This window comes from Melioribacteraceae bacterium (assembly GCA_030584085.1).
Classification (GTDB): domain Bacteria; phylum Bacteroidota; class Ignavibacteria; order Ignavibacteriales; family Melioribacteraceae; genus SURF-28.
Genome location: CP129490.1, coordinates 1,534,219 through 1,548,737, shown reverse-complemented (window position 1 = coordinate 1,548,737; position 14,519 = coordinate 1,534,219). Strand labels below are relative to the sequence as shown.

Below are 14,519 nucleotides of genomic sequence, written 5' to 3'. Positions count from 1 at the left end.
GTTTGGATGCCCTCCAAACCAACATTCACTTTATCATAAACTAATACTGCTGACCCGGAGAATAGAAAACATTTCCGTCATCTTTTAATCTTGCAAGCCATTCCATTCTCTCAGCAGCAGATAACAAAGTTTGCAAACATGCGTCGACCATTTGAAAAGCTGAGTAATCACCGGTTACATTATCCCCCATCAATTTAAATTGATCCTTTTCTTTCTGAACTTGTAGAGGTAATTTCTTCTTAATCATATAATCATTTACTTCATCTGTTATTAATATAATTTTTGCTTGATTTCCCGTAAAATATTCTACCGAAAGCTTCTCTGATAATTTTTTCAATTCGGCTGAAAGAACATCACAGCCTGTATCTCCAAGACCAGGATCACATTTGTAAGTTTGTTTCAGTTTATCAATTTCTGAATGTAATTTTTGATCGAATTCATTTTTGACGCTTGCTAATCTTGAATTCAATTCGATCTCTTCAGGTAATTCAACATCCGTCGAATATTGATTTTGCTCTGCTCTTCTTGCCATTTCCGCAGCCGACATATTCATTGCGCTCTTCTGATACTCCATTGCTATTTTCATAGCTTCGGCTTGAGACAAGTTTTCGTAATTAGCAGTATAATTCGGCATTCCGTCTTGTACTTCTTGTCTCAATTGATTCAATTCAGCAATAAAGTTTTCAATGTTAGTAGTGTTAATATCATTAGGCCAATTTGGAATTCTATTATAGAATCCATGCCATTGCTGTGCGGCAATTGTAAGTGTAAAAACGAACACAAATAAAAATATTTTGGGTTTCATATTTCCTCCTACACAGAACTCTCTTATAAATTAAAATTCTTTTTTAGGATTTTTGTGTTTTATAACCTTCAGGAACTCTAAACATACTTGGATCAACTTCTACATCTTCCTTAAAATCAACAGCTATTGTTTCGGAAATTCCAATTGAAAGTTCTGCTTTTGTATATAAAAGAATTCCATCACATCCGGCAAAAGTTGTTGTTCCCATACTTATAGTTGTGCTGTAAGCTTCGCAATCTTTTCCGAGTATGTTCATATTCGACTGTTTTTTGAATTTATATTTCTCCGCTCTTTTTGCATCATTTTTAAATGGATCAGGTTCAAATTTCATTTCAGTTCCGAATTTGCCGGGACCCATTATATAGAATACTTTTTCGTCTTCGCTGTATTTATTTTTTATGTACATATTTTCGCCATCGCTAAATTTTATTTCATCCAAAGAACCGTCTTCATTATAAGTTTCGCTTCTTTCTTTAATTCCGTAATCATCAAAGTAAACTATAATTTTTTGAGTGCCTATAATTCCTTTTCGTTCAAATGTTATAATACCGGATTTAATCGGATACTTTTTAGAAACTGTTACGGCTTTTGCTTCTGTCTCAATTTCACTCTGAGTCATACCCGTTGTTTCTTTCAATACTTTATCGGTATCGCTTGTTTTATCTGTTTGTTTATCTTCTCCGCAACCGATTATTACAAATAGTCCAATTAGTATTAATGCTAATATTTTTTTCATAACAAAAACTCCATATATTTTTTACTATAAAGTATAAAGAAATCCTATAAGCACCTTTATTGCATCGGTGGTTACATTTGCTTCATTATGGAAGGATGTATAAATTACTTTTCCTGCTCCGTGATTGAAAGTAACTGCCAATGGTTTATTAGTAAGATTATTGCCCATATAATCTGTATAATCGGCACTCAAAAGTGTTGTTACGGATTGACCAGCAAATGAAACTTCACCCCAACCACCAAGATCATAATCAATAACAACCGTTTCCTTTCCAATAAAGTTTTTAAGATTTTGATCGACAATTTTAGCAGTAATTACTTGACTCATCCCGGTAGTTTCAATCGTTAATTTATCTGGGAACATAAATTCAACAAACTCACCCGCCCAATCTGATGCATATATACTTCCACCGTTTTGAATATAATTCGTTAACGCATCCATACCTTGCCCGTCATAAATCAATATTTCATCAGCGCCGCAGTTAATAAAAATCGCTTTGTAATTTGAAAGTAAGGCTGTATTCCTTAAATCGAGTATGCCCAAACTATCTATAGAGTAACCGAGATTATTTCTAATGATATGCTGAATATTATCGTACAATCCGGAAACGAATCCAAGTTTACCGGATGCTTCTAACTGAGCCGCTGGAGCATTTACAGTCGCACCTTCGGTTACGGTTACTGAAACTATAGATTTGAATAATCCTTTTTGGATTAATAGATTTTGGCTACCTGTCGGAACACCGGATAAAGTGTACTTTCCTTCAAAATCCGAAAATGTTTGTGGAGAGTTGTTTAGATTTTCTACCGTAACGGAAGCACCTTGAATCTTCTCAAGTCCGTTTTTAGAAAACACTTGTCCCGATACCGTTCCCGTTCCGCCAGTATCCGGCACAACCGGGTTACTCTCGTCTTTACTGCAGCCACTAAAAACGATAAATAAAAATAGAACCAACCAAACAATATAATTTTTCATTTTTATCCCCATTTAGGTTAGTTTTATAAATTCAACGCGACGATTGTTTGCTTTCCCTTCCGAAGTATTATTTGGTGAAACCGGTTCACTTTCACCTTTACCATCGGTTTCTATTCTAGAAGCATCAATTCCAAATTGGTTAGCAAGTGCGTTCTTAACTGCCGTAGAACGTTTTTTTGATAATGTTAAATTCATGTCATCTGCACCGTCGCTATCTGTATGTCCGACAATCTTTATCCGTATAGACCCATTTTCCTTTAAAACGTCGGCTATCTCTTTAATTACACCATAAGATTCTGCTTTAATTACATCCGAACCTGAGTCGAAAGTAATTCCTCTTGTGACAAGTTTGCCTTCGGTAAGTAGACGGCTTCTTGTATCTGGTGCTCCGACAGCCAGTCTAAAATTACTGATCAATACCTTTTCAAGTGTACAAATTCTTAAATAATTTTCATCAAATTGTTTGGGAAGTGCTCGTGGAATATCAATTACTTTGTTCTCATTCACATAGATTCTCAATCGTTGTCCTTGTACCCAAATTGAATATCTTACTATTTTACCCGGATTAATTTCCGGTCCGACACCTTTCCCAACTTCACGCAACTCACCCTCTCCTCTATTGCTATAATTTCCTATTATAATATCTTCACCGAGGGCGTTAATACTAATTCCACCTTCACCCGGATAGTATGCGTCGCTTATGTAATCAGTATTATTTACATATAATTCCATCAACCATTCAATGTTGCCGGGATAAATCATATCAAATTCTATCGTAAAATTTTCCGGATAAGTGATACCAATTTCGGGAGAGTAATATGAATAATCTTCCACAAGTGTCAGCCATTTACCCGGTACGTTATTGACTGTTACAATTTCACCTGATGCTGTTGTATTCCACTTAAGCGGGAAATCACCAACCGGCACATCACTGAAATCATCGAAGAATATAACTTCTTCACCGGGAATAAAATCAAATTTGGAATATGTTTGGAAGTCTTGTTGCTGAGTTGAATTAACATTGATTTGATTATTTGTCTCCGCACTTTCTTCTTCAATCGGATTCCCATCTTCATCAAAACTTCCTTCAGCGGCATCTAATGTTTTATCAATACTTTCATCGATTTTCTGATTTGCTCTGTCCTCTGTCTTCTCTAGTACTTTTTGAGTTAGTTCTTTTAAGAATTGTGCATTAACCGGCACAATTAGCATTATTGAAATGATTAAAAAGATTAGTTTTTTTGCCATAACCTCACCTTTGGGAAATTGTAAGATAATTTTTGATATTCCTAACAATTTAAATTAGACATCAACATCCATAGTTAATTGTAAAAAATGGTCACTTGTATCTTAGATCAATTCGCAAGATTTTGAAATAAATAGTTGACCATTTTTTACAAGAGGATTTATAAACGATCTGATATTTTTTATTAATAAATAGAAGTAAAATTAATTGTGAGTAAGAATATGTTTAAGAAATTTGTATTCGGTGCTATAATCTTTTATTCTTTCATTTCTCTTATAAACGCACAAGGGAGTTATGATTATCTTGTTGAATATCTTCCTTCAGTTGAATCTTTTGGAAAATTTACACGAAGTGAAATCATTATTGATGATCCTTGTGAGCAGTGTTTGCCGACTGTAACAATTTTATATAACAATATAGGTCAAGGTGATATTGGGGAGGAGTTTACAGACTTAGGACAAACTATTAGTCTTTCTTTAACTGATTGTAAAGGTGCCAGTGAATATCTGAGTTCAATGTTAGAATTCGGATCAGAGTCACAGACTTACTTACTAGTAAAAAATAAGCATGAAGGTTGGAAAGAAATTGTCGAAAATGATTTTGGAATTCAACAATGTACTTATACTTTTTCTGTGGATGATCGTTTCTTAATTCAAATAAGCGGTGAGAAAGGCAATCTGACAAGTGAAATAGAATCCTTAATTAACAATATAGATTTGGAAAGATTAGAAAATTTTTAAATAAGTTTTTATTCAAGAGCGATTTGATTATTCTTCCCGGAAAATGTTTCAACTTTCCTCAGGTCTCTGCTGAAAAATTTCTTGGGCGTTTCACCAATTATTTTTTTAAAATCATTTATAAAATGAGCTTGGTCAAAAAAGCTTAATTCATAAACAATATCATTAAAATTTAGTTTTGGATTTCTTCTGTACATTTCCCAGACATGATTAACTCTAACAATACGCAACAATTCTTTTGCACTAATTCCGGTGCGACGTAAAAACTGTCTTCTAAAAGATCTATGATTCATCTTAATCTCTGATAAGAGCTCACATATTTTTTGGTTTTTAACGCTAGAGGTAATTTCCCGATATATTAAATCAACTTCGTCCAATTCATAATCTACTATAGGATAATTTTCGAGCAGATAATTCTCGAAAATTTTTATTCGCTTTTGGTTATTCTTTTCTAGTTTTAATTTGTCATACACATAATCGTTCATATAATCATCAAAATTGCTAAACAATTTATTTGGTATATTATCCATTCGAATACCAAATACTTTTGAAAAAACCGAAGTATTACAGTTTATAATTAAGGTCTCAAGTTCAGCTTCCGCTTCAAATATAAGGTTCATTTTAACCGGCATCGTAAAAAATCGATTAGGAAGCTTGAAACGTTCGGTTTCAGTTTTTATAAATCTTTCGCTCTCGGTAAAGTGAATGACAACTGCAGTATGCCCGTCGGGAATATATTTGTCCTCTAATTTTTTTTCATCAAGAGCGGTTTTAATTATAATATAATTTAAAACCAAAGCTGAACAACTTTGAGATGGTAAGAAAAATTGTGATTCCGGCATGATTATGATTTATATAAAATGTTTATGAATACTTAAGAAAAATTCTCAAAATTTTTGAACAAGAAAGTCATATATATAAATCAAGTTCGAAATAAGACTTTGATATTGCTATGAGTTAAATTATTTTTATTCTCCATGAAATACAATAGAAATAGGATGAATGATAGATAAAGCATCTGAGATTTTACATAGGACCTTTGGTTACAAGACATTTCGTCCGCTTCAAAAAGATATCATAAGTTCAATACTTAAAAAAAATGATACACTAGTAATAATGCCCACCGGCGGCGGTAAATCGTTATGTTACCAAATACCGGCTTTGATCTTTGACGGACTAACAATTGTCATATCTCCACTTATTTCATTGATGAAAGATCAGGTTGAACAATTAGTCGAGTTGGGAATAAGTGCGGTTTATTTAAATAGTTCTTTGTCGCAAATGGAATACACTAAAAACGTTAACGAAGTAACCAGCGGTAAAATCAAACTATTATATCTTGCACCGGAAACTTTATTTCTTGATAAAACAATATCACTATTAAAATCTCTTAAAATTGATTGCATAACAGTCGATGAAGCCCATTGTATTTCAGAATGGGGTCACGATTTTAGACCGGAGTATAGAAAGATTGTTGAAGTAAGAGAACTATTTCCAAAAGCAGTATGCGTTGCTGTTACAGCTACAGCAACACCCAGAGTTCAAAAAGATATAATAACATCTTTGAAACTAAGAAGTAATAAAAGTTTTATAGCAAGTTTTAACCGAGAAAATTTATTTTTAGAAATTGTTCCGAAAACTTCTGCACTTGAACAAACGATGAAATTCTTGAGAAAATATCCGAGGCAATCCGGGATAATTTATTGTTTTTCAAGAAAGCAGGTTGATTCACTTTATATCTCTCTACATAATGCTGGTTACTCCGTCAAGCCATATCACGCCGGATTATCCGATGAAGATAGAAAAGTAAATCAAGAACTATTTATAAAAGATGATGTCCATATAATTGTGGCAACAATCGCATTCGGTATGGGTATTAATAAATCCAATGTACGTTTTGTAGTTCATTATGATTTACCAAAGAATATAGAATCATATTATCAAGAAATAGGAAGATCCGGAAGAGACGGATTACGTTCTCATTGTTTATTGCTTTTCAGTTATGGTGATATTCAAAAAATAAGATATTTCATAAATCAAAAAGATGATCACGAAAGAAAAATAGCCGAGCGACATTTAACAGCTTTATTAAATTTTGCCGAAACCGGTGTTTGCAGAAGAATTCCACTACTCTCCTATTTCGGTGAAAAGTTTGAAACCAGAAAATGCGGAATGTGCGATAATTGCAATTCCAGCGAACGTGATTTGGTAGATGTAACAATTCCCGCTCAGAAATTTTTATCGTGCATTAAACGAACAAACGAATTGTATGGAGCAAACTACATTGTCGATATTCTTAAAGGATCAAAAGCTGCCAAAATTTTAGAAAATAATCATGATAAACTAAGCACTTACGGAATCGGGAATGAATATTCTAAAAAACAATGGTTGTATTTATCTCATCAATTCATTCACTTGAATTTAATACAACCGACTGATGAACATGGAAGTTTAAAACTAACCAATAATGCGTACAAAGTTTTAAAAGGTGAACTAACCGTTAACGGTAAAATCAAAGAAGATTTTGATGAAAAGTACGTTGACGAAAGAGTTGGGAATTATAATAGCGAACTATTTGAATTACTTAGAATGAAAAGAAAATCAATCGCAGATAAACTTAGTTTACCACCATATGTAATCTTCTCCGATAAAACATTAACAGAGATGGCAACTTTTCTACCGGTTAATAAAAAAGAAATGCTGCAAATTCATGGACTCGGTGAAATTAAATACGAAAAATACGGTTACACTTTCCTCAATATTATCATCGAATTTTGTGACGAGAATAATTTGAAATCGGATGTGAAGAAAATTATTGTAAAAAGTGAACCAAATAAAGTTCGTTCGTTTCATACAACGGGGGAAAAATTTAATTCGGGCAGATCGATAAGTGAAATATGTCAAGAAACAAAGTACAAGAAGAGTACAATCTTCGGTCATCTTTTAAATTTCTTATCAGAAAATAAAATTAATAATCCGGAAAGATTATTGGAAGAATCAAATCTTTCGGAAGTTAAAATAAAGCTAGTCCTGGATAAGTTTGATGAACTTGGAACTGAGCAACTCTCACCAATATTCGAAGCGTTAAATAAAAAAATTGATTATAATGAATTACATCTGCTCCGTATCTATTACATTGCATCGAAGACAAAATAAGAATAGAATCACTTACCAATTATTTAATACAGCCCAAAATATACACCACTTACTTTTTTCATATATTTGACAGTGAATTGCAAGTAATTAGTTATTTATTAATACTATTAATTATGAAATCACCAATATCAACGGAAATGAAAAAATCGTTACATGATTTTGTAAACAAGTTTATTCAAACCGATGATGAGTTATTTGATACAATCTTCAACAATTTTGAATATTATAAAGTTGCTAGAAAAGAATTACTGCTTGAATCCGGAAAAGTAGCTGACAGAATTTATTTTTTACCGGAGGGTTTTGTTAGATTTTTTCATACCAAAAAAGATGGCAGCGAAGTAACTAATGATTTTTATTTTGCACCGGGATTTATCACTTCGTTCACAAGTCTTATCGAACAAAAACCATCAATAGTAAATATACAAGCTATGGTTAAAATGGATTTACTTTATATTAAATATAAAAATCTCATTGCACTGTATGATCAAGAGCATAAAATTGAAAGATTAGGACGACTTATAGCCGAACAAGTTTACATTTCTTCCGAAAAACATCTATTTAGTTTTCTTAATGATTCACCGCAAGAAAGATATGAATGGTTAATACGCGAATATCCCGAATACATAAAAAATATACCTCTGCATTACCTTGCATCATTTCTTGGAATAACACCCGAATCACTCAGCCGCATCAGAAATCGCACTTAAGAATAATTTCTTAACTTAAGTCAAGGTTTTTATCCTCGATTACATATTAGCTTTGAAGTGTCAAAAATAACTTTACAACCACGAGGATGAAATGAAAACAACTAATATTTTACTACTCTTTTCTTTTGCTGCAATACTCTCAAGCTGTGCTTCACTTACCAGAGAACATTTTAAGGAAAATTTACCTAACCCCTTGGAAAAACTTGTTTATTATGCATCACTTGCCGGAAACTCACATAATACTCAACCTTGGATAGTTGAGATTGAGAATGATACTACAGTTCATATTATTGCCGACTTTTCCAGAAAACTTCATATTGTGGATCCCGATTCAAGAGGATTATTCATTTCACTAGGAGCTTTTATAGAGAATTTCGAAATTGCGGCTGGCAGTCTCGGTTATAAAGCACTGGTTGAAATTACAGCTAAGCACAAAAATGATCCGAACGTTGCTACAATTCGAATAAGCAAATCAGCAGTAACCGGTTATGCTTTGAATATAATTGAGATGCGAAGAACTTTGCGTACTCCTTTTCGGAATGATGAGATAACAGCAGAACATTTGAATAAACTTATTGATACAGGAAGCAAGGAAATATTCTTTTTTAATGCTTCATCAACTGAGGGGAAATTTATTGCAGATCAGACTCTTGCAGCTTACAGCCAGCAAGCAAAGGATGATCAAGCAAAACAAGAACTATCAAACTGGATAAGGTTTTCGAATAGCGATGTAAAAAGATATCGTGACGGACTTACTACCGCCGGTATGGGGATTAACGGAATCGGCGGATTTTTTGTTCGAAACTTCTATAAACCGGAAGATTCAATGAAAGATGGATTTATTGAGACCGGAATAGAAAAAGTAAAAGAGCAGACCGAAAATTGCGGTGGATGGATTGTAATTACTCAAAATGAAGATACTCCGCAAAAGTGGATTGAAACCGGGAGGATATACCAAAAGCTGAATCTTAAATGCACAGAATTAATGATCGGTTTTCATCCGATGAATCAATTGATAGAAGAAGATAATTTTGAAAAATCTGCAAACAATAAATTGTGTTTACCCGGAGTATTACAATTTATTGCTCGCATCGGGTATGTAGATTCTTATCCTCAAGCCATTAGTGTAAGAAGACCAGTAGGAGAAATATTGATATACAATAAAGTGAAATAGATTTATAAGCTGCCTAATTTAACCAAGTGTAAAACCAATTATTTTGATGAATTAAAAAAAAATGCCCCGATAATTCTCGGGGCATTAATTAAAGGATTCTTTACCAATAACGGATTACTCAGAAGTTTTTGGAGTTTCAGTTTTAGTCGGTGTTTTGAGTTCTTTATCAATAATGTTTCCATCTACGTCAATTTCATGAATATCATATCCAAACTCCTTAAGTTTTTCTTCGTATTGAGTTTTATCACCAACAACAATCCAAACAAGATTGTCGGCGTTAAGAGTTTGTTTTGCAGCGTCCTGAACTTCATTAAGATTGAGATTTTTCACTCGGCTGCTGTATGTGCTAAAGTAATCCATAGGAAGATCGTAGCGAACAATATCAGCAAGTGAATTACCGACAGAATTATTTGTCTCCCAACTACCCGGTAAACCTAAAGTATTATTAAGTTTTATTTTATTGAGTTCATCTTCTGTAGCTGGAGTAGTGCTAGTAAATTCCTTAACCTCTCTCAAAACTTCAGCAAAAGATTCTTTGGTTTTGTCAGATTGTACCATTGCAAATACAATGAAAGGACGTTGACCACGCGCACCAAGGATTAAACTTTGCGAACCGTAAGACCAATGTTTATCTTCGCGTAAATTCATATTAATTCTTGAAGTAAAACTTCCGCCAAGAATGTCATTCATTGTTTCTATTTCAAGATTATTTTCTACTCCTCTTCCTGGTACAAGATGACCGGAAAAAATAATTGATTGCGGAGCACCGGTTTTGTTCATCATGTAAACAACCGGCTTTTCTACACTTTTAACCTCGCTAATATTCTTCTTTGGAACCGTTCCTTCTTCCCAATCACTAAAATGTTTTTCTAATTTTGGCAATAACTCTGCCATAGAAATATCACCTGTAGCTATAATTGTGGCATTATTGGGTTTGAACCATGTTTCGTGAAATTTTACCAAATCATCCCGTTGAATTTTTACTACGGTTTCTTCGTAACCTGTTCCACTGAAAGGTAAACCGTAAGCATGATCCTTACCATAAATAAGTCCGGGAAATGTTCTTAATCCCATTTGAACAGGATTTGATTTCTCTCTCTGAATCTGTGCAATTTTTTCTTTCTTTAATCTATCTAATTCAGATTCGGGAAATGACGGGTTAAGAATTACATCGGCATACAATTCAAGCGAGAGATCTAGTTTTTCTTTCAGAGAGGACATGTTGACAAATGACATATCCAAATTAGAATTGGTGCCAAGATTCGCACCAAGATTATCCAACATGTCACTAATCTCAAGGGATTTTAATTTTGCTGTTCCTTCATCAAGCATAGCCATAGCTAATCCGGCGGTACCGGGAATCGCAAATTGATCTGCAGCATAACCGGCATCAACCAATAAACTCAAATTAACTAATGGAACAGAAGATCTTTGAGCAAGCATTACCTTCAAACCATTTGATAAAGTTGCTGTCTGAATTTCCGGGAAAGATACATCCGGAGGAGTTCCGGTCTCGGGAAGTTTTGATCTATCAGCACCAACCGCAAGTTCTTGATAATTTGGAAACGGATGAACTTCTAAAATATATACACCATCACTTAACCATTTTACCGAAGCATCTTTAATATCTTTTACCGTTGCATGAACTACATAACCCAAATATATTTTATAATGATCAGGATTTTCTCCGAAAACTTGAGATTGTGCAAGAATATCGGATTTACCGCCAAACCCGCCAATCCTTTCAATACCACGAACAAAGTTTGCAACATGTTTGGTTTTTACTCTCTGCAATTCTTCTTCAGTTGGTCCCTCTTGCAAGAATTTGGCTAATACTTCGTCAATTGCTTTTTCAACTTCTGCTAAATCGCCATTCGGTTTAACAGTTGCGTGAATATTAAATTGACTACCTATTTCACCCGGAGAATAATAAGCTGCAACATCCGTGGCTATTTGATCTTCATAAACTAATTTTTTGTACAAACGAGAAGATTTGCCCGAGGCTAAAACATCGCTTGCCAAATCAAGATAAGCTAATTCTTCATTACCCCATTCCGGTACATTCCATACTTTATAAACTCTAGCTTGAGGAACTCTGTCTTGAACAATTTGTCTTTTCGATCCTTCCATTTTTGCAACCCATGTATCGTATTTTGCAATCGGCGGACCGGCAGGAATGTCACCAAAATATTTTTCAACTTTTTCTTTTGCCACTTCGGGTGTAATATCACCGGCTACAACTAAAACTGCGTTCGCCGCACCGTAATAAGTTTTAAACCATTCATGAACATCTTCTAAAGTTGCGGCATCCAAATCTTCCATCGAACCGATAACAGACCATGAATACGGATGACCGGCCGGATATGTTCCTTTTGTGATTAATTCCCAAGCAACTGCATAAGGTTGATTTTCACCTTGCCGTTTTTCATTTTGAACAACACCGCGTTGTTCATCAAGTTTTTCTTGTGTTACAGCACCAAGCAAATGTCCCATCCTATCGGATTCCATCCACAATGCTAAATCGACCGCAGAAACCGGTACATTTTGGAAATAGTTTGTTCTATCATTACTTGTAGTTCCGTTTAAATCGGTAGCGCCGACTCTTTCCATAACTTGAAAATAGTCATCGTCAAAATTCTCACTTCCGTTGAACATAAGATGTTCAAATAAGTGAGCAAAACCGGTCTTCCCAACCTTTTCGTTTTTTGAGCCGACATGATACCAAATATTTACCGCAACAATAGGTGCTTTGTGGTCTTCATGAACAATTAATGTCAGTCCATTATCAAGCACATATTTTGTGTATGGAATTTCAATTTCGGAAATGTTTTGTGCTTTAATAATTGCTGTGAAAAGAAGGAGAGTTAGTACAAAGAGAAAAAATGAATTCTTTTTCATTTTTGTTCCTTTTTTATGAATGAATGTAGTTTATCCAAGTTTTAGACGCAGCAAAGTCCGGAAAGATTTATCCTTATAGCAAATATTTTCAACAAAAATTTATTATTTGATTGATTTTACTTACCAAAAAGATTCTGCCCAAATATTTTAAATGACGGGGCTTTGTAATCTTTAGGGAGATAATCTTCCGGAATTGTTGTTTGGTTGCCATCACGCATTGCTCCATAATGCGGTGACATAATTTCAACACCGGCTTCATTAAACTTATCTTGAATCGCCGCATGAAGCAATGAATAAATAGATGCCATTCGCTCCGGATGACGCGTATAAGCATTTAGTTCATATGAAACATAAAAATCATCCAAACTTGTCTGAAGTACAAATGGTTTCGGATCTTTGAGAATAAATTCATTTTCGTTACAAGCCGAAATTAAAAGTTCATGAACCTTCTTCCACGGAGCATCATAACCGATTGTTACTGTTGTATGAAGTATCAAACCCTTTTCAGCAGCAGAGGAACTGAAATTAATAATATGACTTCCAAGTACCATTGCGTTCGGAATTGTAATATCGACATTCTTAGTGGTTTGAATTCTTGTAACTAACAAAGTTTTTTCGATTACATCTCCCATTGTTTCTGCAATTTTAACTCTATCTCCTATTTTAAATGGACGCATGTAAGTAATTACAATTCCCGAAACCATATTCGCAATTGCGGATGATGAACCGAATGAAAAAAGAATACCTAGGAAAACTGAAATCCCTTGAAAAAATGGAGAGTCTGAACCGGGCAAATATGGGAAGATTACAATAGCTGCTAAAATTAAAATTAAGAAACGAACTATTTTAAAAGTTGGGATTGCCCATTCCCTATAGAATCCCGGAATCTCCAAATTACCTTTATCGATCTCATTAAATATCACCTTCACAAATTTTATCAAGTATGAAAAAACAAATGAGAGAACTATTATAAAAAACAAATTAGGCAAGAATTTCAGAAATGAAGTAAGTGCAACAGTAAGAGGATCTAGGATGTAACTTAATAAGGTCTCAGCCCATGTCTCTGTAAAATCAAACAGACTGAAGACAATTGTGATATACATGTAAAATAATATTCCGAATAGAACAAATCGTGCAACCCGAGTAAAAAATAAAAGTATTTCAACTGTTCTATCGGCTGAGAGTATTTCGAAGGAACGGATTTTCACCGACTTAATTTTTATTCCTTTCCAACTTTGATATTGAGTAGTAAGATATACTACAAATGCATTTATTCCTTTGATTATTGAATATGCTAGAGCGGTATAAAAAATAAATAATGCTATTCCTTTAATTATCGGCTGTATATTGAGATTACTAATGAATGGCCATAGCTCTGATGTTTTTAAGAAAAAGAGATAAATAAAAAATAGAGTTAGCGCAAACCTTAACCCGGTTGATAAAACCTTAAGAGTCTTAATTAGATATTCATGCTTGATAATTTTTTTATTCTTAATTACTATTCTATCACTTAATGATTCGTCAAGTGTTTCAATTCTTTTGGTGATTTTGGGGAATAAGAAACTTAATAACCATAGAGACAAACCGAGTGCAAGCAGATAAACTAATGTGATGATTGCATTTTTAAGAATTTTATCCTGTGCATAATTTTTTCTTTCCTTTTTAATTTTTGCGACTATTATATCCGCATATTGAGCTGCCAAAGAGTCAATTGTAATTGATGTATCGGGATTATCAAAATAATAGAACCCCATAACAACCTTACTATCAATAGTTAGAAGAAGGTGATCGCCTTGGTCCACTATTCGAACCGAATCGAGTCTGAGGTTCTCGTCTTCAGCAATTTTTGAAAGCGAATTATTTATTTCAGCAGCGCGTTTACTCGCGCTAAATTCTCCAATACCTTTATCAATATAGAAAAGCGTATCTCTTTCAAGTATAACCGGATATTTTGTGTTATCGTTAGAACTTTCTTGTGCGGAGTTTGAAAGAACAATTACAAATAAAATTGATAGAAAGCCGAATATCCTTTTCACATTGTCCTCAGAATTATCTTCTCGAAATTAATTAAAACAAAAATGACAA

The 14,519-nt window shown here is 33.8% G+C and carries 11 protein-coding genes; 4 read left to right on the top strand and 7 right to left on the bottom strand.

Annotated features, from left to right (window positions below; translation table 11 throughout):
• Positions 1 to 40 precede the first annotated feature (40 nt).
• Genes QY331_06980 through QY331_06965 form a run of 4 tightly spaced genes read right to left on the bottom strand, consistent with a single transcriptional unit; the run spans position 41 to position 3,764 of the window.
• Positions 41 to 805 (bottom strand): hypothetical protein, encoded by a 765-nt coding sequence (locus QY331_06980; GenBank protein ID WKZ70992.1) that lies wholly within the window; start codon positions 803 to 805, stop codon positions 41 to 43.
• Between the two features lie 43 nt (positions 806 to 848).
• Complete coding sequence (locus QY331_06975) at positions 849 to 1,541, bottom strand: hypothetical protein (protein WKZ70991.1); 693 nt, start codon at positions 1,539 to 1,541, stop codon at positions 849 to 851.
• A 24-nt stretch (positions 1,542 to 1,565) separates the two neighbouring features.
• Positions 1,566 to 2,516: a carboxypeptidase-like regulatory domain-containing protein gene (locus tag QY331_06970; protein ID WKZ70990.1), complete on the bottom strand. Its 951-nt coding sequence runs from the start codon at positions 2,514 to 2,516 to the stop codon at positions 1,566 to 1,568.
• Between the two features lie 12 nt (positions 2,517 to 2,528).
• On the bottom strand, positions 2,529 to 3,764 hold the full coding sequence (locus tag QY331_06965) for an OmpA family protein (protein WKZ70989.1): 1,236 nt from the start codon (positions 3,762 to 3,764) through the stop codon (positions 2,529 to 2,531).
• 219 nt (positions 3,765 to 3,983) lie between these two features.
• Between QY331_06965 and QY331_06960 the strand changes: the two genes are divergently transcribed.
• Positions 3,984 to 4,502, top strand: a complete 519-nt coding sequence (locus QY331_06960; GenBank protein WKZ70988.1) for a hypothetical protein — start codon at positions 3,984 to 3,986, stop codon at positions 4,500 to 4,502.
• Positions 4,503 to 4,510: 8 nt separating this feature from the next.
• Here the strand turns inward: QY331_06960 and QY331_06955 are convergent, their stop codons facing one another.
• Complete coding sequence (locus QY331_06955) at positions 4,511 to 5,341, bottom strand: helix-turn-helix domain-containing protein (GenBank protein WKZ70987.1); 831 nt, start codon at positions 5,339 to 5,341, stop codon at positions 4,511 to 4,513.
• 160 nt (positions 5,342 to 5,501) lie between these two features.
• Here QY331_06955 and recQ point away from each other — a divergent pair, with 160 nt between their 5' ends.
• The 3 genes from recQ (at position 5,502) to QY331_06940 (ending at position 9,536) form a co-directional block, all read left to right on the top strand.
• The gene (recQ, locus tag QY331_06950; GenBank protein ID WKZ70986.1) at positions 5,502 to 7,655 is read left to right on the top strand and encodes a DNA helicase RecQ; all 2,154 of its coding nucleotides are present in this window, start codon (positions 5,502 to 5,504) and stop codon (positions 7,653 to 7,655) included.
• 137 nt (positions 7,656 to 7,792) lie between these two features.
• A complete protein-coding gene (locus QY331_06945; GenBank protein ID WKZ70985.1) occupies positions 7,793 to 8,362 on the top strand; it encodes a Crp/Fnr family transcriptional regulator in 570 nt (189 codons plus the stop codon).
• Between the two features lie 91 nt (positions 8,363 to 8,453).
• Positions 8,454 to 9,536 (top strand): nitroreductase family protein, encoded by a 1,083-nt coding sequence (locus tag QY331_06940; protein ID WKZ70984.1) that lies wholly within the window; start codon positions 8,454 to 8,456, stop codon positions 9,534 to 9,536.
• A gap of 114 nt (positions 9,537 to 9,650) precedes the next feature.
• On the opposite strand, the gene QY331_06935 is transcribed toward QY331_06940, so the two are convergent.
• Together QY331_06935 and QY331_06930 are read right to left on the bottom strand one after the other, a co-directional pair.
• Positions 9,651 to 12,434: a pitrilysin family protein gene (locus tag QY331_06935; GenBank protein WKZ70983.1), complete on the bottom strand. Its 2,784-nt coding sequence runs from the start codon at positions 12,432 to 12,434 to the stop codon at positions 9,651 to 9,653.
• 116 nt (positions 12,435 to 12,550) lie between these two features.
• The gene (locus QY331_06930; protein ID WKZ70982.1) at positions 12,551 to 14,470 is read right to left on the bottom strand and encodes a mechanosensitive ion channel family protein; all 1,920 of its coding nucleotides are present in this window, start codon (positions 14,468 to 14,470) and stop codon (positions 12,551 to 12,553) included.
• Between the last annotated feature and the right edge of the window lie 49 nt (positions 14,471 to 14,519).